At 71.3% G+C, this 26449-nt stretch carries 21 protein-coding genes; 13 read left to right on the top strand and 8 right to left on the bottom strand.

Annotated features, from left to right (window positions below; genetic code table 11):
• The first annotated feature begins 35 nt into the window (after positions 1-35).
• Positions 36-407 carry a hypothetical protein gene (locus ACQP1S_RS30720; RefSeq protein ID WP_432901470.1) on the top strand — a complete coding sequence of 124 codons (372 nt, stop codon included), beginning with the start codon at positions 36-38 and terminating at the stop codon, positions 405-407.
• Positions 404-1288: a hypothetical protein gene (locus tag ACQP1S_RS30715; RefSeq protein WP_432901468.1), complete on the top strand. Its 885-nt coding sequence runs from the start codon at positions 404-406 to the stop codon at positions 1286-1288. Before ACQP1S_RS30720 ends, ACQP1S_RS30715 begins: the two co-directional genes overlap by 4 nt.
• Here ACQP1S_RS30715 and ACQP1S_RS30710 read toward each other — a convergent pair.
• Genes ACQP1S_RS30710 through ACQP1S_RS30700 form a run of 3 tightly spaced genes read right to left on the bottom strand, consistent with a single transcriptional unit; the run spans position 1240 to position 4381 of the window.
• A complete protein-coding gene (locus ACQP1S_RS30710; RefSeq protein WP_432901466.1) occupies positions 1240-2856 on the bottom strand; it encodes a hypothetical protein in 1617 nt (538 codons plus the stop codon). The genes ACQP1S_RS30715 and ACQP1S_RS30710 overlap by 49 nt on opposite strands.
• On the bottom strand, positions 2853-3707 hold the full coding sequence (locus ACQP1S_RS30705) for a protein phosphatase 2C domain-containing protein (RefSeq protein WP_432901464.1): 855 nt from the start codon (positions 3705-3707) through the stop codon (positions 2853-2855). Before ACQP1S_RS30705 ends, ACQP1S_RS30710 begins: the two co-directional genes overlap by 4 nt.
• A complete protein-coding gene (locus ACQP1S_RS30700; protein WP_091252364.1) occupies positions 3704-4381 on the bottom strand; it encodes a vWA domain-containing protein in 678 nt (225 codons plus the stop codon). Before ACQP1S_RS30700 ends, ACQP1S_RS30705 begins: the two co-directional genes overlap by 4 nt.
• A 293-nt stretch (positions 4382-4674) precedes the next feature.
• Between ACQP1S_RS30700 and ACQP1S_RS30695 the strand changes: the two genes are divergently transcribed.
• On the top strand, positions 4675-5910 hold the full coding sequence (locus tag ACQP1S_RS30695) for a cellulose binding domain-containing protein (protein WP_432901462.1): 1236 nt from the start codon (positions 4675-4677) through the stop codon (positions 5908-5910).
• Between the two features lie 47 nt (positions 5911-5957).
• On the opposite strand, the gene ACQP1S_RS30690 is transcribed toward ACQP1S_RS30695, so the two are convergent.
• The 3 genes from ACQP1S_RS30690 to ACQP1S_RS30680 form a co-directional block, all read right to left on the bottom strand.
• On the bottom strand, positions 5958-8396 hold the full coding sequence (locus ACQP1S_RS30690; RefSeq protein WP_432901460.1) for a low temperature requirement protein A: 2439 nt from the start codon (positions 8394-8396) through the stop codon (positions 5958-5960).
• Between the two features lie 209 nt (positions 8397-8605).
• Positions 8606-10015: a ricin-type beta-trefoil lectin domain protein gene (locus ACQP1S_RS30685; RefSeq protein ID WP_432901458.1), complete on the bottom strand. Its 1410-nt coding sequence runs from the start codon at positions 10013-10015 to the stop codon at positions 8606-8608.
• A gap of 293 nt (positions 10016-10308) precedes the next feature.
• On the bottom strand, positions 10309-11352 hold the full coding sequence (locus tag ACQP1S_RS30680; RefSeq protein WP_432901456.1) for a polysaccharide deacetylase family protein: 1044 nt from the start codon (positions 11350-11352) through the stop codon (positions 10309-10311).
• 306 nt (positions 11353-11658) lie between these two features.
• Here ACQP1S_RS30680 and ACQP1S_RS30675 point away from each other — a divergent pair, with 306 nt between their 5' ends.
• From ACQP1S_RS30675 to ACQP1S_RS30650, 6 genes are all read left to right on the top strand, one after another.
• Positions 11659-11880 carry a helix-turn-helix domain-containing protein gene (locus ACQP1S_RS30675; RefSeq protein ID WP_432901454.1) on the top strand — a complete coding sequence of 74 codons (222 nt, stop codon included), beginning with the start codon at positions 11659-11661 and terminating at the stop codon, positions 11878-11880.
• Positions 11881-12222: 342 nt separating this feature from the next.
• Entirely contained in the window at positions 12223-13710 is a 1488-nt protein-coding gene (locus tag ACQP1S_RS30670) for an endo-1,4-beta-xylanase (protein WP_432901452.1), read from the top strand.
• Between the two features lie 190 nt (positions 13711-13900).
• Complete coding sequence (locus tag ACQP1S_RS30665) at positions 13901-15442, top strand: cellulose binding domain-containing protein (RefSeq protein ID WP_432901450.1); 1542 nt, start codon at positions 13901-13903, stop codon at positions 15440-15442.
• A 257-nt stretch (positions 15443-15699) separates the two neighbouring features.
• Positions 15700-17364, top strand: coding sequence for a serine/threonine protein kinase (locus ACQP1S_RS30660; RefSeq protein WP_432901448.1), 1665 nt, complete (start codon positions 15700-15702; stop codon positions 17362-17364).
• A 471-nt stretch (positions 17365-17835) separates the two neighbouring features.
• On the top strand, positions 17836-18609 hold the full coding sequence (locus tag ACQP1S_RS30655) for a hypothetical protein (protein WP_432901446.1): 774 nt from the start codon (positions 17836-17838) through the stop codon (positions 18607-18609).
• Positions 18610-18985: 376 nt separating this feature from the next.
• Positions 18986-19132: a hypothetical protein gene (locus tag ACQP1S_RS30650; RefSeq protein WP_176739178.1), complete on the top strand. Its 147-nt coding sequence runs from the start codon at positions 18986-18988 to the stop codon at positions 19130-19132.
• Here the strand turns inward: ACQP1S_RS30650 and ACQP1S_RS30645 are convergent.
• Positions 19122-19712 carry a helix-turn-helix domain-containing protein gene (locus tag ACQP1S_RS30645; RefSeq protein ID WP_432901444.1) on the bottom strand — a complete coding sequence of 197 codons (591 nt, stop codon included), beginning with the start codon at positions 19710-19712 and terminating at the stop codon, positions 19122-19124. The two genes, ACQP1S_RS30650 and ACQP1S_RS30645, sit on opposite strands and share 11 nt — an antisense overlap.
• A 47-nt stretch (positions 19713-19759) precedes the next feature.
• Between ACQP1S_RS30645 and ACQP1S_RS30640 the strand changes: the two genes are divergently transcribed.
• Together ACQP1S_RS30640 and trpS are read left to right on the top strand one after the other, a co-directional pair.
• Entirely contained in the window at positions 19760-20545 is a 786-nt protein-coding gene (locus ACQP1S_RS30640; RefSeq protein WP_432901442.1) for a class I SAM-dependent methyltransferase, read from the top strand.
• 427 nt (positions 20546-20972) lie between these two features.
• A complete protein-coding gene (gene trpS / locus ACQP1S_RS30635; protein ID WP_432901440.1) occupies positions 20973-22085 on the top strand; it encodes a tryptophan--tRNA ligase in 1113 nt (370 codons plus the stop codon).
• 136 nt (positions 22086-22221) lie between these two features.
• Here the strand turns inward: trpS and ACQP1S_RS30630 are convergent, their stop codons facing one another.
• Positions 22222-23073, bottom strand: a complete 852-nt coding sequence (locus ACQP1S_RS30630; protein ID WP_245722777.1) for an SAM-dependent methyltransferase — start codon at positions 23071-23073, stop codon at positions 22222-22224.
• 535 nt (positions 23074-23608) lie between these two features.
• Here ACQP1S_RS30630 and ACQP1S_RS30625 point away from each other — a divergent pair.
• Together ACQP1S_RS30625 and ACQP1S_RS30620 are read left to right on the top strand one after the other, a co-directional pair.
• On the top strand, positions 23609-24676 hold the full coding sequence (locus tag ACQP1S_RS30625) for an SMP-30/gluconolactonase/LRE family protein (RefSeq protein ID WP_432901438.1): 1068 nt from the start codon (positions 23609-23611) through the stop codon (positions 24674-24676).
• Positions 24677-24707: 31 nt separating this feature from the next.
• A complete protein-coding gene (locus tag ACQP1S_RS30620) occupies positions 24708-26420 on the top strand; it encodes a PQQ-dependent sugar dehydrogenase (RefSeq protein ID WP_432901436.1) in 1713 nt (570 codons plus the stop codon).
• Positions 26421-26449 lie beyond the last annotated feature (29 nt).

Raw genomic sequence — 26449 nt, 5'->3', positions numbered from 1 at the left:
AGCAGCTGAGGCGTCAACCGACGGGAGTGTCGTGTATGGAGCAGCGTCGTCTGCTGGCATCGTTGTGCGCCGCCGTGCCGACCCTGCGCGAACGTGCCGAGGCCGGGCTGTGGAGCGACCTGCTCGAAGAACTCCTCGACGACCTGGCCGCCGGTAGACCCGTGGTGGAGGTCTGTCAGCAGCTCGGCTGGCGGGTCGAGACCGAGACCGAGCGCAGCGGCACCGGCCCGTCGTTCACCGACTATGCCGAGGGCGCCCAACTGGAGGGTCTCGCGCCGGTGGTGCTGAACGGCGACTACCGCTGCCCGCGCCACCGCTGCTCGCGTCGGGCCCACCGCGACGACCGGGGTCGGGTGCCGCACTGCGCGCTCGCCGGGACGCCGATGACATACCGGGCCGAGCCATGATCGAGGTGTTGCTGGGCGAGGTCGGACGGCGCATCAACGACCGCTGGCTGACCCGTGCGCTCGGCCCCGGACTGTTGTGGTGCGCGGTGGCCGCCTTCGCCGTACTGCCGGGTCGCAGTGCCGTCTTCGACGTCCACGGCGCGGCGCTCGCCGCGGCCGACGCGCTCGATCACCTGAAGGACCGGGTCAGCCTGGCCGTGGTGGTCGGGTCGCTCGTCGTGGCGGCCGCTGCGGCGGCGGCGGTCTGCGCCCAGGCGGCCGGCAGGGTCGCCCGCCACGTCTGGCTGGGCTCCTGGCCGGGCCCGGCGGGCCGGGTCGCGGTGGCGGTGACCGCGCGTCGGCGTGCCGCCGCCGTGCGTCGGATCGCCGCGCAGCGTCGGGTGGTGCCGGCGGTCTACCTGCCGGCCCGCCCGACGTGGATCGGTGACCGGATCCGGCTCGCCGACGACCGGGTGGCCGCGCAGTACGGTCTCCGCCTGGGCCTGATCTGGTCGCGGCTGTGGCTGCTGCTCGGTGCCGACGGCCGGACCGACGTGATGCAGGCGCGCGACCGGCTCGACCGGGCCGTCACCTCGGCCGGCTGGGCGGTGCTCCACCTCGCGCTGACCCCGTGGTGGTGGCCGGCGGTGCTGCTCGGCGCGACCCTCGGTGCCGTCTCCTGGTGGCGGGCCCGGTCTGCGGCGGGCCTGTTCGCCGACCTCGTGGAGGCGACCGTCGACCTGCGTCACCGCAACCTGGTCGCCGAGCTGGGTTTCCCGGTCGAAGAGGGCCGTCCGGTGCCGCCGTCCACCGCCGCCGCCGTCAACGATCTGCTGCACAAGGGTGCCAGCGGTCACGGGCACGAGGCCCGGACCGGTGCGGAGAGCGAGCCGACGTCATAACCGTCACCGTCCTTGACGAGCGACAGCCGGGAGCGCCAGCAACCGGCTGACGAGCCGGCGCCACTCGGCGCGAACACCACGTTGACCTGAGGGTTGCCGCTGGCCGCAGTGCGGATTCCGATGATCGTCGCGACCCGGAACGGGCCTTTCCCCGTCAACGTGCCGGCGCGGGCGATCTGGGTCTTGCTGCGGTCCACCAGCCGCGGCGCGTCGATGTTGAGCCCGCAGAGGAAGCTGCCGACGGTGACGACTGCGGCTTTCGTCCGGGCGGACGACCGGTTCAGGCCGGGTCCCACCGTGACGTCGCTGAGGATGCAGGCCCTGGTCAGGGGGAGGAGCTTTTCGAGGTCGAAACGGGTCGGCAGAGGCAGGCCGGGGTATCGGGGCACCCCTGCCGAGCTGCCGGCGGGCAGGAGCGGATCCGGATTCCTCATCGGCAATCCGGGGTAGGAAGGCGGCGGGGCGGTCCAGCGGAACCCCGTCGGCAGGGTCGTCCGGGAGGTCGTGCCCGACGAGTCGCTGTTGGCGCTGATCAGGCCGGCCAGCACCGCGATCGCGACCATCGCCCCGACGAGCAGACCCCACCCCCGGCCGGCCGGTTGCGGGCTGACCACCCCGGGCTTCGGGATGATCCGGCGTACGGGGTCTGGACGTGCGGCGTTCCGGTGGGGCGGCTCCTGTTCCGTCGGGGGAGCAACCGGTTCCACCGGCGTCGGAGGTGTGCGGTGGATGCTCCGGTCCAGGGTGGGCAACCACTGCTCCGGAGCAGGCCGGCGTTGCGGGTCGGGGTCGAGACTCCGGCCGGCGAGGGTGAGCAGTTGCCGGTCGAGCCGCCGCCGGGCCCCGTCCGGATCGCGGGTCTGCTGATCACCCGCGAACAGGCGCACCGCGAGCAGCCCGAACTTGAACGCGTCGGTGGCCGGCGTGGCCAGTTCCTCGGCGTCCGCATCCGGCACGTGCCACTCCGGGGTCTCGGCCTGTGCCAGCACCGAGTCGCCGTCGAGGCGCATCGCGTCGCAGTCGATGAAGTAGCACCGGGGTCGGGCGTCGAGGCTGAACAGCAGGTTGTTCGGCGACAGGTCGCCGACGCAGACGCCGAGCCGGTGCAGCAGGGTCAGCGCCTCGCCGGTGTCACGCAGCAGTTCGAGGCGCATCCGGTTGTCGATGTGCAATCCACGGTCGCGCAGGTAGTCGTCGCTGTTCAGCAGGTACTGCACCTGTGCCAGGACGGTGTCCGGCCCCCGCGGCAGTTGGATCCGGACGCGGAACCGGTCGGGTACCCGTGGCATCAGGAACCCACGGACCACACCCTCCTTGCGGACGATCGCAGTGGGCCAGGCGGCGAGACCGAGCAGCGCGTCCGCATCCGGTCCGGCGTCGGCGGCGAGCCGGACGAAGCGGTGCAACGTGGTGACGTCGACGTCGTCGACGAACCGGGTCGCGTACTCCTTGTAGACCCACCGGGGATCCTCGGTGAGGGCGTACACCGTGCCCTGACCGCCGGCCCCGACACGGGTACGCGGACCGAGGGCGGACAGGCTCACCTCGGGCGGCAGCGGGCCGGTCATGACAGCTCGGGCGACACCGGCCAGACGGCCAGCACCGTGCGGTCGTCGTCCCACGACCCGCCGGCGAAGTCGAGCATCCAGGCGAGCCGGGTCATCGCCGGAGGCGTGGCCAGCCCGTCGCCGAACAGCCGCCCGAGGTCCCCGGTGCCGTGGCCGAGCGGCTCGGCGAAGCCGTCGGTGGCCAGCACCAACACGTCGCCCTCCACGATCGCCACCTCCACCGGATCGACCTCGGCGGGCACCCGGGGCAGGGCGGCGACGCCGTCCGGGAGCAGCTCGTCCTGCGGGTCGGTCAGGGCGGCGAACAGCGGCTCCCAGGTGCCGTCGCGCAACCGCCAGGCGGTCGAGTCGCCGACCCGGACCAGCTGGGCGACGGCCCGACCGGGGCCGTCGGGCCGGACGAGGGCGACGACCACGGTGCTGGCCAGCAGGGTCTCGGCCTGCTGCGGATCGCTGTCACCCAGCTGCCGCCCGGCGTACTCCACCAGCGCCCAGCCCGCGCAGCGCAGCAGGTCGTGCCAGTCGACCGTGCCGTCGGCGCGCAGCAGGTAGTCGACGACCGTCCGGCACACCATGGTGGCGCCCAGGTGGGACAGGGGGGCGTTGGAAACCCCGTCGGCCACCACCGCGATCACCGAACCGCCCACCGTGGCCAGGGCGAAATCATCCTGCCGGGGTACGCCGGACGCCCGGTGGCCGGGCCCGCGCACCGAGGCCGCCCGCACCTCGAAACCGCCCGCCGCCCAGCCGTCGATCACCGTGTCCGACCGGTACGGCTGCGTCTGTGGGGCGCGGGCCGACAACTGCGGGCCCGTGGCCCCGATCAACGGAGGCGCCCAGTCGAAGCTCACACCACGTCCACGGCCATCCGGAAGCTGTCCGGCCGCTCCACGACCAGCTCCGCCGTGTCCCCGCCGACGGCTTGCCCCGACCGGATGACGCTGCGGGTCAGGGCGGTGCAGAACTCGGCGATCGCGAACCCCACCTCGACCCCTGGCGTCGCCACGAACGCGAATTCCGGCCGGGTCGCCACATGCAGGATCGTCTCGGCCCGCGCGTCACCGATGCCACACGCGATGATGTTCGGCGCGGTCGGCGTGCGCTCCCGGTCGATCAATTCGGCATAGACCGGCTCCCACTCGCCGGGATCAGTCGGTTGCCCGTCGCTGAGGAAGAACACCGCCGGCCGGTGCACCGCGAAGCCCTCCCGCTTGAGGGCCCGCACATCGGCCGGAATCCGATCGATCAGCAGGCTGAACGCGACGCCGTAGGCGGTGCCGGAGCGCACCGAAAGCTGCGGCAGCGCAGTCTCGTTGCGCAGGTCGGACAGGGCGGAGTGAACGACCACGTCCTCGGAGAACCCGATGATCGAAAAGCGGACCTTGGCCGCGGCGAGGGGTTCACGCAGCAGGGCGTCGTGCAGCGACTGCAGCCCCGCGTTCAGTTCATCCACCACCGGTGTCATGGAGACGGACTCGTCCGCCACCAGATAGACCGGCAGCACCCGTCCGGCAGTCTCCGCCATGCGCACCCCCAACCGTCGCCAGTGGACAGGCCCAACGTAACACCGGCTGTCTATCTGAGGGTCGCGCTCGGTGTCGCCCGCGCCCGCGCCGGCGGGTGGTCCCGGCGGACAGGGAGGTCGCTCATCAGCGCCGCTGCGTCAGCTGACCGCCATCGCGGCCAGCTGACGCCGGCCGTGGGGCGTCGCACCGCTCGACTCCAACGCGGTGGGACCGGTCCCGGGCGAGGGTGGAGCCGCCCACCGGTTGGTGCAATTCGTTGACAATCATCGATGTCATGTCGCACCGTTGACCCATGGCAGGCATGCGCTCGTCCTCCCTGCGCCGCCGTGTGCGGCCCGGCCTGCTGGCCGCCGTCGTCTCGTCGATCGCGGTGCTCGGCGTCGGGCTGATCGCCGTACCGGCCGCCGGTGCCGGCACCGCGACGCCCGCCGGGCCGGTCGCCGGCAGCCACCCCGAGGTCGCCCCCATGCCCGCCGGTGCGGCGGGAACCCTCCCGGGGTCGGCCACGACACCCCCGTCCACGCCGACCCCGGCGCCCACGACGCCACCCACCACGCCGGACCCCTCGCCCTTCCCGCCGAGCGCGCCCACGAACGTCACCGCCAGCCAGGTCCGGGCGGGGTCGGTCACCCTCACCTGGACGGCCGCGACGCCCGGCTGCTGCGCCATCGCCGGCTACGACATCATCTACTACATGGCCTTCGACGACGTCGTCGTGTCGGCCAGCGTCGGCAACGTCACCACCACCACGATCAGCAACTACATCCGCGCGGGCCAGCAGTACTCGTTCCGGGTCTCCGCCCGGGACGTCGTCGGCCACCGCTCCGCCTCGTCGAACACGGTGACCGTGGTGACCCCGGTGACCGACACCGGCCCGGACACCACCCCACCGAGCGCTCCGCAGGACCTGACCCTGGGCGACGTGACCGACTCCACCGCCACGCTCTCCTGGTCACCGTCGACGGACGACGTCGGGGTGAGCGGCTACAACGTCTACCGCTTCGACGGCTGGTACACCTCGGTCCTGGTCGCCAGGGTGCCGGTGACGACGTACACCATCGCGCTCCCGACGTCGACGCCGCTGCGCAACCTGTTCTACGTGCGGGCCCGGGACGCGGCGGACAACGTGTCGATCGCCTCCAACACGGTCACCGCGCCGACGGTGCCCACCCCGCCGACCACGCCGCCGCCGACCACCCAGCCGCCGTCCACCTGTCGGGTGACCTACCAGAACCAGTCCGAGTGGCAGGGCGGGTTCGTCACCGTCGTGACGGTCCAGAACACCGCGACCGCTCCGGTCGACGGCTGGACGCTCACCTTCAGCTTCCGGGGCGACCAGCAGATCACCTCCGCGTGGAACGCCACGACCAGCCAGAACGGCGCCACGGTGACGGCCCGCAACGTCGACTGGAACCGCGTCCTCGCGGCGAACGGCTCCGCGAGCTTCGGCATCCAGGGGAGATGGGACGCCAGCAACGCGCCGCCGACCAGCTTCGTGCTCAACGGCATCCCCTGCACCCTCGGGTGAGAGCACACCGTCGAGACGCCTTCCGCATCCGGGCCCGGACCCGGGGGTCACGTCCGGGTGGGCTGCCGGGTACGCGGGTCGCCCTGCTGCACCGACTCGACGGCGGCGAAGACGACGCCGATGACGCTCAGGAGCAGCAGTGAGACGACGGATGGCAGCGCGACGGTCAACGGCGCCAGTACGGTGACCACCCCCGCGCCGATGAGCCGGTGGCGGCTGGTGGTCCGGAAGATCCGCAGCCAGAACATCTGATTGCTGAACAGGTACAACGCCACGCCGAGGAACAGCGTGTAGTGGCCCAGGAGGGCGCTGTCGCGGTCCTGGGACGCGGCAAGGGTCTGGTGCAGGCCGTAGGCGACCAGGACGATGCCCGCCACCATCGGCAGGTGCAGATAGGTGTAGGCGTCCCGCGCGGCACGCACCCGGCGGTCCCCCTCGTAGGCCGCCAGCGCAATTCTGGCCGCGTCGATGGCGGTGAAGTAGCTCCACCAGATGGTGCCGAGGGTCACCGCGGAGGCGACGACGACGACGAGGGTGGGCGCTGAGATCGGTTCGTCGTTGATGGCGACGCCGACGGAGAGGACCGCTTCGCCGAAGGCGATCAACATGACCAGGGCGTGGCGGTCCGCCCAGTGGCGGACCAGCCTGATCCGCCACAGCTGGTTGCCGGCCCAGTAGCCGGCGACGTACTGCACGAGCAGCGCGACGACCCAGAGCAGCGTCATGGCGGGGTGGCGGGCCACCCTGTCGGGGGCGACCACCTCGACACCGGCGATCACCATCAGGATCACGATGGTGATCGCCGTGCCGGCGAAACGACTGCCGGCTCCCCGCAGGTCGGAGTTCTCGCGGACGATCTGCCGGAAGATCAATCCCTGCATCAGCTGGATGAAGATGTAACACCCGATGACCAGCAGTGGTCCGGGCAGGCTGTCGGGCAGGGGCACGAAGGCCTGCGGGATCGCCAGCCCGATCAGCAGCACCGCCGTCATGATGCCCGCCGTGCTCAGCCGCACCACCGTGCTGTCCTGCCGGACCGCGTTGGTGAGCCAGGTGTACGACGTCCAGGCCCACCAGAGCAGAGCCAGCAGGATCATGCCCTGGGCCAGCCCGAGCAGCGTCGGGAAGCGGTTCATCAGCGCGGTGACCTCGATGAAGGCGTACACGAACACGAGGTCGACAAAGAGCCCCCGGGGGTCGACCGCCCCGACGTCGGTGCCCTCTCCCTCGACCGACTCGTGGAGTTGGCGGTGCCGCTGCCGGAAGACGGTGTTGTCCAGCGCCACCATCGTGCAGGTGGCGACGACCAGCACCACCAGCGCCTGCACCTCGGAGATCCGACCGACCACCGTCAGCAGCGCCAGCAGCAGCGCCACCGCCGTCAGCGGACCCCGGCCCAGCAGCCGGACCGCCCGCCACTCCACCGCGACGAGCGCTCCCAGATAGAGCAGCACGCCGCCGTACAGGATGGTGGTGCCGGCCGAGGGCCACGGGTGCGCGATCTCGTGGGTGGCGTGCGTGTTGAGGTGCTTGAGCCCCAGCGCGAAGAAGATCAACCCGCCGATCATGGGCAGGTGCAGCCCGCTGTAGACGTCGCGCCCGACCCTGGTGCGGTCTTTCCCGGCGCTGGCGTTCAGCGCACGTTCGATGATCACCTTGGCCAGGTCGAAGTAGCTCCACCACAGCGTGAAGACCACGGTGATGCCCAGCATGGCCCCGACGGCCAACTGGAGGGTCACCGGGCGGTGCACCCCGAGCCCTTCGCTGGCGCCGATCGAGATGATCGTCTCGCCGAGCGCGATGAGCACGATCAGGGCGTGCCGCTCGGCCAGGTGCCACGGCGAGACGACCTGCCAGCCGCCCTTGCTGGCCACCACGAGGATGAGAGAGTCGATCAGGAGAGCGACCGCGAACAGCGCCACCTGCACCAGTGCGGCGTCGACGGTCGCCGGCAGCAGGGGCGGCACCAGGGCGGAGGCGAGCAGCACCAGCCCGCCCGCGATGAAGATCAACCATGCGGCGACCGCCGACCGCCGACCACCCTCGCCCCGGTGACGGACGAACGTGAGGATGACCATGGCGGTCGCCCGGATCAGCAGATACCCACAGATCAACACCAGCGGGCCGGGCAGCCCGCCCTGCCGGTCGGTGAACGCCTCGGGGATCGCGACCCCGATCACCATCAGGGCGGCGGCGATGCCGAGCATGATCGGGGGCATGACCCCCCGGTCGAGGTGCACCACGTTGCCGAGCCAGACACACGGCGTCCAGCAGTGCCAGATGAGCAGGATCACGAGCACGCCCTGGACCAGCCCGAGGGGGCTGAAATGCTCGCCCATCAGCGTGGTGACGGCCAGGAACGCGAACACGAAGAGCAGATCGACGAAGAGTTCGACCCAGCTCACATCGCCGACGGCCCCGGGGTCACGGGCCACCAGCCGCCGCCCCCCGGCCGTCGGATGGGGCGCGGGATCATCCCTCCGCACCCGCTAAGCCTCGCAAACCGGACACAGCTTGTCCCGCCAACCTCGATTAGCAGAGCAAACGGCCGAAGCTGAGAAGAAGTCACCAACGGGCGTACGGCACCGGGCCGGGCCGGTGCCCTCCCGCACGGGAGAGCACCGGCCCGGGCCCGGTGGAAACGGTGGACGTACCCGGTGGGTCAGGGGCCTGCCCGCCGGGTCGGTTCGGGCGGTCAGGCGAGGGGCGTGAGGGTGAACCGCTGGTTGGTCTGTCCGTGGCAGTCGTAGAGCTGGACCTGCGCCCCGTTGGCCGTGCTGTAGACGTCCAGGCACCGCCCGGACTGCACGCTGCTGATGGTGCCGTTGGCGTTGAGGTTCCACTGCTGGTTGGTCTGACTGTGGCAGCCGTAGATCTGGACCGCCGCGCCGTTGCCGGAACCCGCCGCGTCCAGACACATGTCGCCGTACACCCGTAGTTGCTTGTTCGAGGTGTACGTCCACGACTGGTTGGCCTGCCGGTTGCAGTCCCAGAGCTGTACCCGGGTGCCGTTGGCGCGGGAGGCGTTGGGCACGTCGAGGCACCGGTTGGACTGCGCGCCGACGATCAGGCTGGCGGTGCCGGGCGGGTTGCTGGTCGGCGACGTGGTCGGGGTCGGCGGCGGGGTGTCCGACGGCGTCGGCGGCGGGGTGGTCGGTGCCGGGGGCAGCAACGGGCACGTGCTGCGGTAGCTGACCACGCCGCTGTTGTCCGCCAGCGGGCAGAGGAACTGGCTGTACCGGGCGTCGTTGTCGACGAACATCTTGAGGAACGGCAGCATGGTCCGGATCAGCACCGGGTTCGACCGGCCGACCATGAACCCGTGGTCGGCGCCCGCGACCTCCAGGTAGGCGCTCTCGGTCGTGGCCGGGAGGCTGTTGTAGAGGCCGGTGGCGTAGGACGGGGTGACCACCGTGTCCGCCTGCCCGGCGAAGACCATCGTGGGCACCCGGTCGTTGGCCAGGTTCGACGACGGCGAGTACGGCGCGATGCCGACCGTCGCCTTCAACGACGAGCGCCGGATGGCCGCGCTCAGCGCCCCACCGCCACCCATCGAGTGACCGGAGACGGCCAGCCGGTTGGGGTCGACCCGGTCGCGTACCGGGCTCTGCTGGACCAGGTAGTCCAGCGCGGCGAGCAGCTGGGTGCCCCGGGCCGTGTCGAAGTCGTTACGGCTGTTGGTCTCGATGCCGATCACGACGAAGCCGTGGGAGGCCAGCCACGGACCCATCCAGGCCAGCTCGACCGAGAACAGCGCGGTGTAGCCGGGCGAGATCGCGATCGCGCCGAAGGTGCCCTGGCTGGTGTCGGTCGGGTAGTAGATCCGGCCGCCGTTGAAGCCGTACCCGGTCGGGACGGCGACCGAGGTGTTGGCGAAGGGGCCGTTCACGGCCGCGACGCTGCTCCGGGTGGGGTCGGGCCCCCGCTGGTACGGGTTGTCGGCGGCCGACGCCGAACCGGTCGCCACCGTCATGGTGAACAACCCGACGACGGCGGCGGCGATCCCGGCCGCGACGAGTGTGAACAGTTTTCCCCGACGGCGGGGGGACACCCGGCCGGGGTGGGTGTGCTCCGGGGGCGGGGAGTGTGGTGCGTGTCCTCGCACTATCGGTACCTCCTGGTGGTGGGTGGTGGGTGGGCGGCCCGGTCGGGTGCCCGACCGGGCCGGCGTCCATCCGGCAGGGCAGTTGGTACCGCCCCTGTTAACGTTCACGGTTATCAATGGGTTTCAGGTTGGCAGGTAATCCCGGGGTTTTCAACCGGTAGTTTCGAGCAGGTGACCCGATAGTTTCGGGACGCCGCCTGGACCGGGTGGTAGCGAAGGGGCCCTCCCCGGACGCGACGGGCGCATCCGGAGAGGGCCGGTGGATCACGGTGGACCTGACGGTCGCCCGTCGGTCAGCTCGCGGTGCAGGACCGGATCTGCGGCCTGGCACCGCTGTTGCCGTTCATCATCGTGGTGAAGCCGAAGGTGTTGCCGCTGCCGTTGGACCGCATCGTCATCACGTAGCCGGAGCTGTCCCAACTGGCGGTGCCGTTCCAGGTGGTGGTGATCTTCTGCGGCGCGGTCACCGCCACCACCACGGTCCAGTTGCCGGCCCCCTGGACCGTCACCGACGTGTTGTACCGGTCGCCCCAGACGTTGGGGTACGTGGCTGTCGCGGTGCACCCGCCGCCGGCCGGCGGCGTGGTCGGGGTGCCGGTCGGCGGGGTGGTCGGGGTGCCGTCCGGGGCCACCGCCCGGCCGGTGCTCGGCGAGATCATGCCCGGGCAGAGGCTGCGGCTGTTCAGGTTGGCCATGATCTGTGGGATCGCGTCGCGGGTGTTCTGGATGCCGTCGTGCATCAGGATCACCTGACCGGCCTGGAGGCGGCCGGCGTTGGAGACGATCTGGCTGACGCTGGCACCGTTCCAGTCCTGGGAGTCGACGTCCCAGATCACCTGGCGCAGGCCGAGTGACGAGGCGACCGACTGGAGGGTCGAGTTGGTCTCTCCGTAGGGCGGGCGGAACAACTGCGGCCGGACGCCGGTCGCCGACTGGATCGCCGAGTTGGTCTGGGAGAGGTCCGACTGCATCTGGCTCTGGCTCATCGAGGTCATGTGGGAGTGGTTCCAACTGTGGTTGGCGACCCACATGCCGGCGTCGACCTGGGCCCGGGCGGCGGACTGGTTGCCCTGCACGTTCTGCCCGACGTTGAACATGGTCGCCCGGACGTTGTTGGCGCGCAGCACGGACAGCAGTGCGCCGGTGTTGCCGGTCGGTCCGTCGTCGAAGGTGAGGCCGACGTAACCGTTGCAGGCGGCGGCGCTGGACGGGGTGGCCGAGACCGCCACACCGACGGCGCCCAGGGCCACGGTGGTGGCGAGCACTGCCAGCCGGACGGTGAACCGTGCTGTTCGGGGGGTGGGCGGGCGGCCGGAGCCACCGAAACTGGCGATCATGCGCAGGTCCTCCCTGGGACGGTGACACCTGACAGCGCGGCAGGCATATCGAGTCATGTTGATGTCACTGTGGATCGGAGTATTGCAGCGGGGTTTCGAACGCGTCAACAACTTTCGGAAACTTTCGGAAGCGCGCGCATGGGGGACATCGCGCCCATGGATGGCGTACCGGATCGCGGTGGTGTTCCTCCCTGCGGACAGGGGGAGCCATGGACACCGAACGGCCCACCGGCGGCCAGCAGCGCCCCGGGCGGTCCGCTCTCCGCCAGCCGGCCCCGGTCGAGCGCCAGCGCCAACCTCTCCCCGGTGGTCGGGTCGGCGTTCCCGACGTCCTCGGGTGGGCCGGCGCTGACCGAGGTCGAGGCCCGGGTGGCCACCGCGATCGCCAACGGGCTCAGCAACCGGGAGGCGGCCCAACGGCTCTTGCTCTCGGTGAAGACGATCGAGTTCCAGCTGGGCGACATCTTCCGCAAACTCGGAGTCCGCAACCGCACCGAGCTGGCCGCCCGGCGGGCCCATTCCGGCTGAGCGCGCTGTCGCCGGGTGGTCGGGCCGTGGCGGAGGGTGCAGGCCCGTCCCGGACGCCCCGGCACCGGTCGCAGATCGAATGCATTCGATATAACATCACCGCAGGGCAGCGTCACCCCGCACGGGCGTACGACGCGGAGTGTTCGCGATCCACCGGGTGGACCGGGCAGCCACCGGTGGTCACTGACGAGGACGCGGTCGGGGTTGACTCCCGGCTCGGCGTCCCCTGTGGCGTGCTGGTCCAGCGGCGCGCGGCGCTCGGGTCATCGATCCACCACGATCGTCCGGCTCAGTGCCTCGTGCTGCCACGGACCAGACAGAACACCGAGAGGAAACGCACAGATGAACGACGTACCCGCTCCATCGAAACGCCGTACCCGCAGTGGCGCCAGGCTGCTGCTGGGCGGGGCCTGCGCCCTGGCGATCACCGTGTCGTCGATGGCCGTCGCCACCCTCGCCCACGCCGACCTCAGCGGACCGCCCGGGACCACGCTGAAGGCCGCCGCCGAGCGCAGCGGCCGGTACTTCGGTGCCGCCATGGGGGCGGACCGGCTCAACGACTCGGGCTTCCTGAACATCGCCAACCGCGAGTTCGACATGATGACGGCCGTCAACGAGATGAAGCCGGACGCGACCCAGCCCAACCCCGGCCAGTTCGACTTCCGTAGAGGCGACGCGATCTACGACTGGGCCACCCAGCACGGCATGCGGTTCCGGGGCCACACCCTGGCCTGGCACGCCCAGCAGCCGAAGTTCTGGGCAGGTCTCAGTGGCAGTGCCCTGCGGTCCGCGATGATCAGCCACATCAACGGCGTGATGGCGCACTACAAGGGCAAGTTCGCCTACTGGGACGTGGTGAACGAGGCGTACGCCGAGAACGGCAGCCGGCGGTCGTCGAACCTCCAGTCCACCGGCAACGACTGGATCGAGGTGGCGTTCCGGACCGCGCGGGCCGCCGACCCGAGCGTGAAGCTGTGCTACAACGACTACAACATCGAGAACTGGACGTACGGCAAGACGCAGGGCGTCTACAACCTGATCAAGGACTTCAAGGCCCGGGGCGTACCGATCGACTGCGTCGGCCTGCAGACCCACTTCACCGGTGGCAGCTCACTGCCCGGCAACTTCCAGCAGACGCTGTCGAGCTTCGCCGCCCTCGGGGTGGACGTGGCGTTGACCGAGGCCGACGTCACCAACGCCTCGACCAGCCAGTACCAGGGTCTGACCCAGGCCTGCATGAACGTCCCCCGCTGCGTCGGCATCACGACGTGGGGCATCCGGGACAGCGACTCCTGGCGTGGCAACGAGAACCCGCTGCTGTTCGACCGCAACAGCAACCCGAAGCCGGCGTACACCTCGGTTCTCAACGCCCTCAACGCCGCCTCCACCACGGTGCCGGGGACGACGACCCCGCCGCCCACCACGCCGCCGACCACCCCGCCCACCACGCCGCCGACCACCCCGCCCACTACGCCCCCGACCACGCCCCCGACCACGCCCCCGACCACGCCGCCGCCCACCGGGCAGCCGGGTGGCTGCACCGCGACGTACCGCATGGTCAGCATGTGGACCGGTGGCTTCCAGGGTGAGCTCACCGTGACCAACGGCACCACCGCCATCAGCGGCTGGACGGTGCAGCTGACGCTGGCCGGCGGGCAGACCATCGCCAACGTCTGGAACGGCAGCAACACCGGCAACAGCGGCGCGGTCAGCATCCGCAACGCCGCGTACAACGGCGCCCTCGGCGCGAACGCCTCGACCACCCTCGGCTTCCTGGTCAACGGCAGCAGCAACACGGCACCCAGCAACATCTCCTGCACCCCCGCCTGACGGCGGGCACACCACCCACGCCGGCCGGGGCCGGAGCCACCAGCTCCGGGCCCGGCCGGCGTCCCGGGCCGGTCCGTGGTGACCGGGGGCGTCGTGGTCGACCGGGGTGTGGGCGTCGCCACGGTCGTAGCCGATTCTTGCCGGTGCTTCTGCATGGTCCCGGAGCGTCAGGATCACTTGACTCTTGGTCATGACGCAAACCTGGAAAGCGGCCCCCCGCTCGGTGGTCGCCGGCGTGCTGCTCGGCACCACGGTGCTGGTCGGTCCGCTGTCGGCGCCCTCGCACGCCGCGCCCAGCCAGCCGTTCGGCACGTCGGCGACGGCGCCGACGCCCGAGAACGGCCGTACCCTCCTCGACCTGATCCCGGCGCAGACCCGGGACCGGATGCTCGCCCAGACCCCGCTCGTCGACGCCGCCAACGTCGTCCGCACCGCCATCGACGCCGGCGCGCCGCGCGGCTACGCCGGCATCGGGCTGGTGGACGACCACGTCACGCTCTGGTGGAAGGGCACCCTGCCCAGCGACGTCGCGACGGCGGTGACGACCGCCCGGCGCACCGCCCCGGTCGAGGTCGTCGGGGCCACCTACTCCCGCACCGAGTTGAAGAAGGCGGCGGCGAAGCTCGCCCCCGTCGTCGACGCCGACCCGAACGACGCCGCCCACGCCGTCCGGCTGCGGACCGACGGCTCCGGGATCGAGATCGCCGTCGACCCGAAGGCCGGTGCGAAGCAGCCGACGCTGCCGACGACCGGCGTCAGCACCCGGACCGTGGTCCGGGAGCGGATGGTCGAGCGGTCCCGGTACAACGACTCCGCGCCGTACGACGGCGGGATCGGCATCGGCCTGACCACGTACGCCTGCACCGCCGGCTTCGGCGTCCGTAACCAGACGACCAACGTGGGCTACCTGCTCACCGCGGAACACTGCGGCCCGATCGGTCAGCCCTGGCACGTCGGCTGGAACACGAACACCAACACCGGCACGTTGATCGGCTACTCGGTCGCCAGCAACGACGACCACGACACCATGCTGGTCTCGACCTCCTCCCCGGGCGGCCACATCTATGTCGGTGGGCAGAACGACGAGGTCCGTGCGCAGGTGACCGGCTGGACCCAGGTCTTCCCCGGCCAGCTGCTCTGCCAGTCGGGATACACCTCGGCCGGTGAGATCGGTGGCCCGGTCTGCAACCTGCGGGTCGACTTCCACTACGACGACATCGAGGACCTGGTCGAGGCCACCCAGCTCGACGGCAACGAATCAGCCCGGGGCGGCGACAGCGGCGGGCCGGTCTACTCGGTCAACGCCAACGGCACCGTCCTCGCGGCCGGCACCACCACCCGGTCGGCCGGTCCCGGCTTCGGCTTCCAGGACTTCGCCACCGCCCGGGACGACTACGGCGACATCCGGCCGGCCACCACCCTCGCGAGCACCTGCCGGGTGTCGTACGTGGTGACCAACTCCTGGAACACCGGCTTCAACGTCAGCGTCACCGTCTACAACGACGGCCCGGCCGTCAACGGTTGGTCGCTCGGCTGGACCTTCCCCGGCAGTCAGCTGGTCCAGGGCCACTGGAGCGGCGTCTTCCAGCAGACCGGCGCGGTGGTCACGGTGGGTAACGAGACCCACAACGCCAGCATCCCGACCAACGGGGCGGTCAGCTTCGGCTTCACCGCCAGCGGGTCCCCCACCGTCCCGGCGCCCTTCAAGCTCAACGGCACCACCTGCAACTGACCTGTCCTCGCCGTACCACGGCGGGCGGCACCGCACCACCCGGTCATCCGGCACGATCGCGATGACCACCGCAACGGGCCCCGCCGGACACCCCGGCGGGGCCCTTCGGCGCGTGGGCCGACCCGTCCCGCCTGCGGACGGCAGCGAAGACGCCGGGTGGGCGGGCGATAGGCTGCGGGCGGTCTCCGAACGAACTGAGGGGTACGCGTGATTGGCGCAACGGCTCGCGGGCTGGTCGTGGTCTGCGGGCAGCCGACGTGAACGACGGGCTGCGCCCCGGCGACCCTGCCCGACTCGGCGGGTACGAGCTGCTCAACCGGCTCGGCGAGGGTGGCATGGGTAGCGTCTTCCTGGCCCGGTCGCCGCAGGGCCGCCAGGTGGCGGTCAAGGTCGTCCGCGCCGAGCTCTCACACGACGACGAGTTCCGTGGTCGGTTCCGCAGCGAGGTGAACCGTGCCCGCCAGGTTCCGCCGTTCTGCACCGCCGAGGTGCTGGACGCCGACCCGGACCACGACCCGCCCTACCTCGTGGTGGAGTACGTCGAGGGGCCCAGCCTGGCCCAGGTCATCCGGGACCGGGGGCCGCTGGGCGCGGCGCAGCTGCACAGCATCGCGGTCGGGGTGGCCACCGCGCTCACCGCCATCCACGGTGCCGGGGTGATCCACCGGGACCTGAAACCGGCGAACGTGCTGGTGGCGCCCGGTGGGATCAAGGTCATCGACTTCGGTATCGCCCGCGCGCTCGAGGCGACCAGCCAGCACACCCGGACCCACCAGATGGTCGGGACCGTCTCGTACATGGCTCCGGAGCGGTTCGACACCGCGTCCGGTCGGGCGGTGGGCCCGGCGGCGGACATCTTCGCCTGGGGTGCCGTGGTCGCCTATGCCGCGACCGGCCGCAACCCGTTCGGGGGTGACTCCGCCACCGCCACCGCGATGCGGATTCTGACCCAACCGCCGGACCTGACCGGACTGACGGGGCCGTTGCGGGAGCTGGTCTCCCGGGCGTTGGAGAAGGACCCCGACGACCGGCCCACCGCGCGGGAACTGCTCGACGGGCTGTTGACGGTCGCGGCCCCGGTGGGCGACCCGGCCCCCGTCGCCGCGATGTCCCCGGCCGGTGCCGCCGGTGCCGACCAGCCATCGGGCGGATCGTTGGGGCCGGTTACGCCGCCCGCCGCCGCCGGCGATGGCCAGGGCGAACCGTCGACGTCGTCGGCGGCGGGGACGGGCCCGGCCGGCCGGCGGAGCCCGCTGCGGCGGCGTTGGCTCACCGGGGTGGGCGCGGCCGTCGCGGTGATCGCGGTGCTGGTGCCCGTCACCCTGTTCGGCCCGCGACTGTTGGACGGCCGGTCGACCCCGGACCCGAGCGGCTCGGCGGGGGCCGAGCCGGCAGCGGGTGGCTCGGCGACCACCGCCTCCGCAGCGGGTACGCCGACCCCGTCGCCGTCCGCCGCGCCGTCCACCTCGGTGGACCGTACCCAGGCGATCCTGGCCGGGCAGCGACAGATCCTGCTGCACGTGGTGGAGATCGACCGCGACCTCTCGCTGCCGTTCGACGGTGAGGTCCGGGTCAGCGACGGCACCAAACCGGACGCCCGCTTCGTGCTCGACCCGGTCGGCGTCGACTTCATGATCAAATCCCTGAACCCGGAGATCGCGCACCGGCCCTGCCTCGGCGTCAAGATCGACGAGGAGGGGTACGCCTCGCTGGTGGGCACCGAATGCAACCCCGGCGGGGCAACCCTCTTCGGAGTCTCCAGGGAGGGCAAGGACGACAAGGGGCGACTCTCCTACGCCATCGTCAGCGAGAAGTACGGCGTGGTGCAGTGGAGCCCGAGCCAGAAGAAGATCTACGTGGAGGTTCTCGGCGACGCCCCGGTGGGCACCACGTTCAGCCTGGTCGACCGGGGCGCGGTCTGATCCGCGAGGATCCGCCCGGGGCAACGGGGCGCGGCTGAGCGGTCCGCCGGTGCCGGCCGGGATCGGGACGCCGGAGCGGTCAGGGGCTGACCGCACCCAGGCGCGCTGACGAACGTCGATGTTGCCTGAGCGGATGCGGTCGTGCTGGAATGGCTCAGATCGCCGCAGCACGGGGGCAACCGCGCTGGCAACGGTGAGCACGGGAGCATCGCAGTGCCGGCACCGCGCCAGTTTCGGCAGCCGTGGGTGCCGCATCGCCGGGCCAGCGCCACGACGACGGGCAGGTGTCCCGCCGTACGTGTCACTGCCACGCCTTCCCGCGACAGCCGGGACCGCTGCACCTCTGACCACCGGAGGCGTTCGACGCGCCACGTCGATGCGCCCGGGATGAGGTCGGCAGCGCTCGCGCCGGCCGGGATTTCCTGCTGAGCCCTGCCTGAGCGGCGGGGCCAGCCGTCATGGAGGATGACCATGCGCAGTTTCCTCGCGGTGTTCACCGCCGCCCTGATCCTCGGCACCGCCGCCGGCAGCGTCCCGGCCGGCCCGTCGGAGGCATCTGAGCGCTCGTGCCCCCGTGGCCTGCTGTTCTGTGAGGACTTCGAGCGACTGCCCCTGGGGGGTCCCCGCACGGTGAACTGGGGCGTCGACACCCGCCACGGCACGCTCACCGTCGAGCGCGCCCGGCGTGGCAACCAGGTGCTGCGCCTCCACACGGTCGACAACGGACGGGCCTTCCTGCGGGTCGACGACTTCGCCGCGCCGGGCAACCGCTTCTATGGTCGGATGCGCCTGCGTGTCGACGCCTTCCCCACCGCCCCGGACTGGGCGCACTTCACGCTGGTCGAGGCGACCGGCTCCGGCAGCTCCGAGGTCGTCCGCCCGATCGGCGGCCAGTACGCCCCGACCGTCCCCGGCACCTTCTGGGGGGTGGGTGCCGACGGCGGCCCGACCGGCGACTGGACCAACTGGCGGGAGTCCGCCCCGGTCGCCGAGGACACCTGGCAGTGCTTCGAGTGGCAGCTCGACCAGACGGACAACCGGGTCACCGTCTGGATCGACGGGAAGGCGAATCCGGAACTGACCGCCTCCACGACCGAACACGGTGGCAACGACGTCCCCTTCGTCCTGCCCAAGGTCGACACGGTGAAGATCGGTTGGCAGCTCTACCAGGGCGGCACGACGCCGGGCGAGTTCGACCTGTGGATCGACGACATCGCCCTCTCCGCCAAGCGGCTCGGCTGCTGACACACGGGCTGGGTCGATCGCCGACGTCGGCGGCGCGGCGGCCGACGCGGTCGCTGCTGTTGGCAGCGCTGCTGCTGGCGTGTGGCCGGTCGGCCGCTGCTGCCGGCGGCGCGGCTGCTGACGTCTGGCTGGTCGGTCGCCGATGTCGGGCGACGTGGCTGCCGACGGCACGTCCGGGTGGGGCCGACCCGCTGACCTGGCCGGAAGGGCAGGACGGCGACGCATCGCCGTCCTGTCCGGACGGAGGTCGAACCGGTCCGGGACCGGCGGGTCGCCGAGACGGAGAGCAGGTGCCTGGGCAGGCGCGGGTTTCCCGACCGGGCGGTGTGGGGTAGAGACCGCACCGCCCGTCAACCAGCCTCCCGAGGGGACTGTCATGTCGATCCAGGCGTTTCTCTATATCGTCGCGGTCATCCTGCTCGTGCTCGCCGCGCTGCCCATCCCCAGCCGTGGGTTCTCCCTCGCCCTGCTCGGCGCGGCGTGCGCCCTGCTGGCCTACGCCTGGCCGGTGATCACCGGCTAGGCGCCGCCGGTCGACCCGGAGTCGGGTGGTGTGGGCCGAGGTGGCTGCGCTCACCCTCGTGGTCGAGGATGCAGAGGATCTCGGCCGGGCCGTCGTGCGCGCCGAACGCGTGCGGGACCAGGGTGGAGAACTCTGCGGCCTCGTTCGTGCCGACGAGGATCGTCCGTTCACCGAGACGTAGCGCGATGGTGCCGGCGAGCACGGTGAACCAGTCCCGTCCGGGGTGCACCCGTAGCTCGGCCGGCACCTCCCGGGTGATCCGCATCTTGGCGACGGTCTGGTTGCTGTCCCGGGAGAGCAGCCAGGTCGTGACCCCCCGGTCCTCGTCGCAGTGCGGACGGATCACGACGTCGTCGTCGTCGTCGGATTCGACCAGCCGGTCGAGCGTGATGCCCAGCACCCGGGCGATCGTGGCGACCTGGTCCAGGGCGACCCGCCGGTGCCCGGTCTCGATCCGGCTGAGCGTGGAGGGACTGATCAGGCAGCGCTGGGCCAACTCGTCCAGCGACCAGCCGCGCGCCACCCGGAGGCTGCGGATGCGCTGGCGGACCAGGGTCTCCAGATCCTTGTCTTGCTTCATGGGCAAGATGCTATGCCGCTGAGGCATGGCAGGTCTACCGTTTCCCCATGGCACACGACCACCTGATCGAGCTGCTCGACCTGGACGCGGAGGTGCTCCACGAGTACTTCCGTGACGTGATCGGCTGGGTCGGCCGCGAGGCCGCCGAGCGACCCCACGTCGTCGACCTCGGGGCCGGCAGCGGCACCGGTTCCCTCGCCCTCGCCCGGGAGTTGCCCGACTCCACGATCACCGCGGTCGACCTCTCCCCGGAGATGCTGGCCCACCTGCGGGGCCGGGCCGACGCCGCCGGGTTGGGCGACCGGATCCGCACCGTCGAGGCCGACCTCGACCAGCCCTGGCCCGACCTCGGGCCGGTCGAGGTGGTCTGGGCGGCCGCATCGATGCACCACATGGCCGATCCGGCGACCGCGGTCGCCTCGGCGTTCGGCGCGCTGCGGCCAGGCGGGCTGCTGGTGATCGCCGAGCTGGACTCGTTCCCCCACTTTCTCACCGGCACCGCCGACGAGGAGGTGGAGCGGCGTGGTCACGCCGAGGCGGCGAAGCGCCGGCGCGAGGCGGGCCTGCACATGCACGAGAACTGGGGCGAGCGGATGAGGCAGGCCGGCTTCACCTCGGTCACCGAGCGGCACTTCGACATCGACCTGCGTCCCCCGCTGCCGGCCGCCACCACCCGCTACGCGCACGCCTCGCTGAGCCGGATGCGCCACGGACTGGAGGAGCGGCTCTCCGCCCGGGACCTCGCCGCCCTGGAGCAGGTCGTGGCGGGTCTGGCGACCCGTGCCGACCTCAGCGTCCGCACCGGTCGGACGGTCTGGTTGGCCCGCCGCTGAGCGTCCGCCATCCGCCGACGGTGTTGCCGGTCGGGCCGGTGACGACCTGCCCGTAGCGGCCGGGTGCCGTGCAGCGTCGACTCGTTGGGCGCGGTGTACATGCCCGCGTAGTCCCAGACGACGGTGAAGCTGCTCGTCGTGCAGGCCGCCTGCGCCGCTGCGACCGGCGTCACGACCGTCAGCACCGTCGCCGCGAGGCAACCCGCCACCGCACGCAGTAGCAGTCGTCGAGCGGTCATCGTGTCTCCACTGATCGTCGGGGATGGATCTGTCATCGGAAGGCCAGGCCACGACAACCGTAATTGCGTCCGGAGTCGCGCCTCCCGCGATACGTGCGCGAGCGGCGGTCGCTTCGGGGTGCCGTTACCGTTTCCCGAAGCGGTGTCCGTGTCATCATGGCGTCGAGACCGACCCTTCAGGAGAACCTGTGAAATCCGCCGTAACCCAGACCGAAGACGCCGGTGCCTCAGCCGCTCCCACCGCCGAGGTGCTCGGGACGTCCGCCGCGCAGGCCCGCAGCGCCGTGCTGGAGGAGTTGATCCGGAAGGACCCGGGGCAGTTCCGGGTGCTGACCGGTGACCGTCCCACCGGTCGCCTGCACCTCGGTCACTTCTTCGGCACACTGCACAACCGGGTCCGGCTCCAGGATCTCGGGGTGGAGTTGTTCGTGGTCATCGCGGACTACCAGGTGCTGACCGACCGCGACGTGGCGGACGATCTGATCCGGCACGTCGAGGAGTTGGTCCTGGACTACCTGGCGATCGGGGTGGACCCGGCACGCAGCACGATTTTCACGCATGGGGCGGTCCCGGCGCTCAACCAGTTGATGCTGCCGTTCCTCAGCCTCGTTTCGGTATCCGAACTCAACCGCAATCCCACGGTCAAGGACGAGATCTCGCACTCCCGGCAGTCCGCCGTCAGCGGGTTGATGTTCACCTATCCCGTTCACCAGGCGGCCGACATCCTGTTCTGCAAGGCAAATCTGGTGCCGGTCGGTCAGGACCAGCTTCCGCATCTCGAACTCACCCGGACGATCGCTCGTCGGTTCCGCGACCGGTACGGGTCCGCAACGGTGGTGTTCCCCCAGCCCGAGGCCCTGTTGTCGAGCGCTCCGCTGCTTCTCGGCACGGACGGCACCAAGATGAGCAAGAGTCGGAACAACGCGATCACGCTGGCCGCCGACGTCGACGAGACCGCCCGGCTGATCAAGGGAGCCAAGACCGACTCCGAGCGGCACATCGCCTACGACCCGGCGACCCGCCCCGAGGTGTCCTCGCTGCTGCTGCTGGCGGCCCTGTGCCAGGGCCGTACCCCGGAGCAGGTGGCGGCGGACATCGGCTCGGCGGGCGCGGCCGCGCTCAAGAAGGTGGTGACCGAGTCGGTCAACGAGTACCTGGCCCCGATCAGGGCCCGCCGGGCCGAGTACGGGCAGGACCGCGCCCACCTGCGCGACGTGCTGCGCGCGGGAAACGAGCGCGCGCGGGCGGTCGCCGACGCCACCCTGGCCGAGGTACGGGCTGCCATGAACACCTGTTACTGACCCCGGACGCCCCGGCGGCTCGCGGACCCCGCCGCCGGCCACGCCGGGTCTGGGGCATCGAGGGGCACCAGCGGCGACCCGGGCCGGGCGGCAGCGCCCGGACCCGGGGCCGGCTGGCGGGAGCGCCCGCGAGGGCTCAGGCCTTGCGGGCCACCCCGCCGACGATGGTGTGGTAGGTCGCGGTCTGCCGGGTGTCCTCCTCGCCGTCCGGGTGCCACTCGGCCAGCGGGACCAACCCGGGCGGGAGCAACTCCAGGTCGCCGAAGAAGCTCAGGATCTCGTCACGGGTACGCCACCGGCCGGTGCCCAGCGTCTCGTTGAAGACCTTCTCCACCGCCCGCGCCTTCTCGGACAACTCCGGCTGGGCCGCGCCCGGGTCATAGAAGTGCGAGATGGCCAGGTAGCTGCCGGAGGGGAGGGCGTCGATCAGCCGCCGGGCGACGGCGGTGGGGTCGTCGTCGTCGTGCAGGTGGTGCAGGATCGCCAGGAGCAGCAGCCCGACCGGCTGGTCGAAGTCGATCAGCTTGCGCTCGCGCAGTTCGGCCAGCAACTCCTCCGGCTGCCGGACGTCGGCGCCGACCACGGTGGTGGTCCGGGCGTCCGCGAGCAGGGCCCGGCCGTGCGCGAGGGCCATCGGGTCGTTGTCCACGTAGACGACCCGGGCGTCCGGGTCGACCTGGTGGGCGATCTCGTGCACGTTGCCCCGGGTGGGCAGCCCGGAGCCGAGGTCGAGGAACTGGCGGATGCCGGCTTCGGCGGCCAGGTAGCGGACCGATCGGCGCAGGAAGGCCCGGCAGGCCCGCCCCGCCTCCGGACCGTCCGGGGTGACCTGCATCGCCATCTGGGCGGCGTGCCGGTCGACCGCGAAGTTGTCCTTGCCGCCGAGGTAGTAGTCGTACACCCGGGCGATGCTGGGCCGGGTGGTGTCGACGCCCGGCGGCGCCACCTTGTCGCTCGTCAACGCTTCGATCCCTCCGAACAGGGCCATGGTCGGTCACATTCGGCGGGGAGACCGCGACACTCATGGCTGCCGAACCGATACCGGCCCACGACAGTGGGACGGATGTGTCCTGAGGGTAGATGAGCGCGCTCCCAAACGTCGATTCCGTGGGTGTCGGCTACGCGGCAGGGCGGGTGCGAACCGGGACCGTCGGTGCGTTTCGTGGCCCGGCCGGCCTCCACAATCGAGTCTTTCACGGTGGCCCGGGGAGAAGCGTCGACACTGCGGCGACGACGGGTGATGCCGGAGCGGCCGGATGGACGTGCGGGTTCCATCGACCGACTCCGATCAGCATGTGGACCGTTCCGGCGGTGGGTGTCCGGGGCTGGCCGGCAATCCGACCACATTGACCAGCATCTTAGTGAGAAATCCGGATCATTGCCGGGATCGGTGGATCGCCACCCATGCGGTGCGGTGGTTCCTAAATTATGCTGCCCATGATGCATCGATACCGGTAGATCAGTGCCGGTGCCACCCCGCGACCGCCGACGACGGCGGGTCCGCTCGCCGATCGGAGTTCCCGATGGTCCTGCAACCGGCCGCCACCGTGCTGGCCAGCCTCCTGCTCGCCCTGCCCGCCGCCGTCCCGGCGGGCCCCGACACCGCACCCGCACCGTCCCTGCGGGCCGCGCAGTCGTCCCCCGGGCAGCCCATCGCCCTGGCCGGCCCGCCCGGTGCCCCGCCCGGCGTCTGCCCCACCGGCACCGGGTACGGCCCGCCGCTGCCGTCGACCTCGGTCGTGGCCACGAAGCTCCGCGGCGGGTTCTCGTTCCTGGAGGGGCCCGTCTGGGTCGCCGACCGGGGCGTCCTGCTCTTCTCCGACATGGGCGCGGCCACCGGGTCGGAGTACGTCCAGCCGTCGACGATCCGGCGGTTCACGCCGCCGGCCACCTTCGACACGTTCCTCCCCAACGCGGGCAGCAACGGGCTCGCGCTCACCCCCGACGGGCAGCAACTCGTCGCCGCGACGCACGACCAGCGCAGCGTCTCGACCTACCGGCTCGACAACCTGGCCCGGGGCGTCGTCGCCGGCAACTACCAGGGGCGGGCGTTCAACTCGCCGAACGACGTCGCGGTCCGCTCGGACGGCGTCGTCTACTTCACCGACCCCAACTTCCAGCGCGGCAACCGCCCCGACCAGATGAGCGGGCGGACCAGCGTGTTCCGGGTCTCCGGCGGCCAGGTGTCGCTGGTCGACGACGCGCTGCGCCAGCCCAACGGCATCGCGCTCTCCCCGGACGGCGGCACCCTCTACGTGGGCGCCTACGGCGAGAACAAGATCTACAAGTACGCCGTCCAGCCCGACGGCAGCACCGGCCCCCGCAGCGTGTTCGTCAACTACGTCGGCGGCCCGGACGGCGGCACGATCGACTGCGCCGGAAACGTGTACTGGACGTCGGGCGGCGACGGGCTGGTGCACGTCTATTCGCCGGCGGGCAACCAGCTCGGCACGATCCGGTCCGGCTCCAGCGGCACCACCAACGTGGCGTTCGGCGGGTCCGACCGGCGGACCCTCTTCGTCACCTCGGGCCGCACGAACGACTCCGGCCTGTACAGCGTGCGGCTCAACGTGCCCGGCTACCCGTACTGATCTCCAGGTTTCCCAGAAAGGGACGCACCGCGTGCGAATCAGTCCTCGTCATGCCACCCTCGCCCTGCTGACCAGCGCCTGCACGGTCCTGGCCGGCGCACCGGTCAGCGCCGGACCGCCGACGACGCCGGCCACCACGGTCACCACCGGCCGGGCCACGTTCGCCGCCGACACCCGGCCGCCCACCGCGCCGAGCTACCTGCGCAGCAGCAGGCTCACCTGTCAGTCCGTCACGCTGACCTGGGCCGCGTCCCGGGACGACGTCGGCGTCGCCTACTACGACATCTACCATGACGGCCAGCTGGTCACCTCGGTCGCCGGCAGCACCCTGACCGCCACGCTCACCGTCGCGCAGGGCGTCACCTGGGGGTGGTACGTCAACGCCCGGGACGCCGCCGGCAACGTGTCGCAGGCCAGTGCCACGCTCTCCGTGACGCCGCCGTTCTGCCAGTCCGACACCCAGCGGCCCACCACCCCGACCAACCTCGCCGGCACCGCCAACGGCACCGACGTCACCCTGACCTGGACGGCGTCCACCGACAACGTCGCGGTCACCCGGTACGACATCCTGCGCGGCGGGGTGACGGTCGGCTCCGTCACCGGCACGGCCGGCAACCCGCCCGCGACCTCGTTCACCGACACCGGGCTGGCCGCTACCACCGACTACCGCTACACGGTCGTCGCCCGGGACGCGCAGGGCAACGTCTCGACGGCGAGCAGCGCGGTGACCGTCCGCACCGGGTCGGCCTGCACCAGCGCCGTCTGCGGCACGACGGTGGTCACCACCGAGCGGGACCTGCCGTGGGGGTTGGTGCAACTGCCCGACGGCACCGTGCTCTACGGCCGGCGTGACCTGTTCGACGTCGTCGCCATGAACCCGGACGGCACCAACAAGCGCAGCATCGGCACGGTGCCCAACGTCGCCGGCACCAACGGCGAGGGCGGGGTGCTCGGCCTGGCCGTGTCGTCGAGCTTCGCCACCGACCGGTGGCTGTACATCTACCACACCACCACGACCGACAACCGGATCATCCGCATCCGGTACGACGGGACGTTGCAGACCGGCAGCGTGCAGGTGCTGGTGACCGGCATCCCGCGTAACAAGTACCACAACGGCGGGCGGCTGCGCTTCGGCCCGGACGGGATGCTCTACGCAGCCACCGGTGACGGGCAGAGCCCGGACCGCGCCCAAGACGTCAACGACCTGGGCGGCAAGGTGCTGCGGGTACGCCCCGACGGCACCGTGCCGTCCGACAACCCGTTCGGCAACGCGGTCTGGAGCTACGGGCACCGCAACCCGCAGGGGCTGGCGTTCGACTCCCGGGGCCGGCTCTTCGCGCAGGAGTTCGGCAACAACGTCATGGACGAAACCAACATCATCGTCCGGGGTGGCAACTACGGGTGGCCGGCCTGCGAGGGCACTGTGGGTTCCTGCACCAACCCGAGCTTCGTCGCCCCCATCCGCACCTATCCGGTGGCCGAGGCCTCGTGCAGTGGCCTGGCCATCGTCCGGGACGTGCTGTATCTCGGCTGCCTGCGGGGCAACCGGATGTACCGGGCGGTGATCAGTGGAAACACCCTCACCGACGTGCAGCAGTTCTTCGTCGGCACGTACTCCCGGCTGCGGACCGTCGAGCCGACCCTCGACGGGAACCTCTGGCTGACCACGAGCACCGGTGGCGACAAGGACAGCGTCCCGAACAACAGCAACGAGCGGATCCTCAAGGTGACCCTGGGCAGGTAGCCCGGGTCGACGTCGTACCGGCGCGGTGT

The sequence above is a fragment of the Micromonospora matsumotoense genome (genome assembly GCF_050951065.1).
In the GTDB taxonomy this organism is placed as follows: domain Bacteria; phylum Actinomycetota; class Actinomycetes; order Mycobacteriales; family Micromonosporaceae; genus Micromonospora; species Micromonospora matsumotoensis.
The sequence above is the reverse complement of the archived record's forward strand: the minus strand, read 5'-3'. Positions and strand labels throughout refer to the sequence as shown.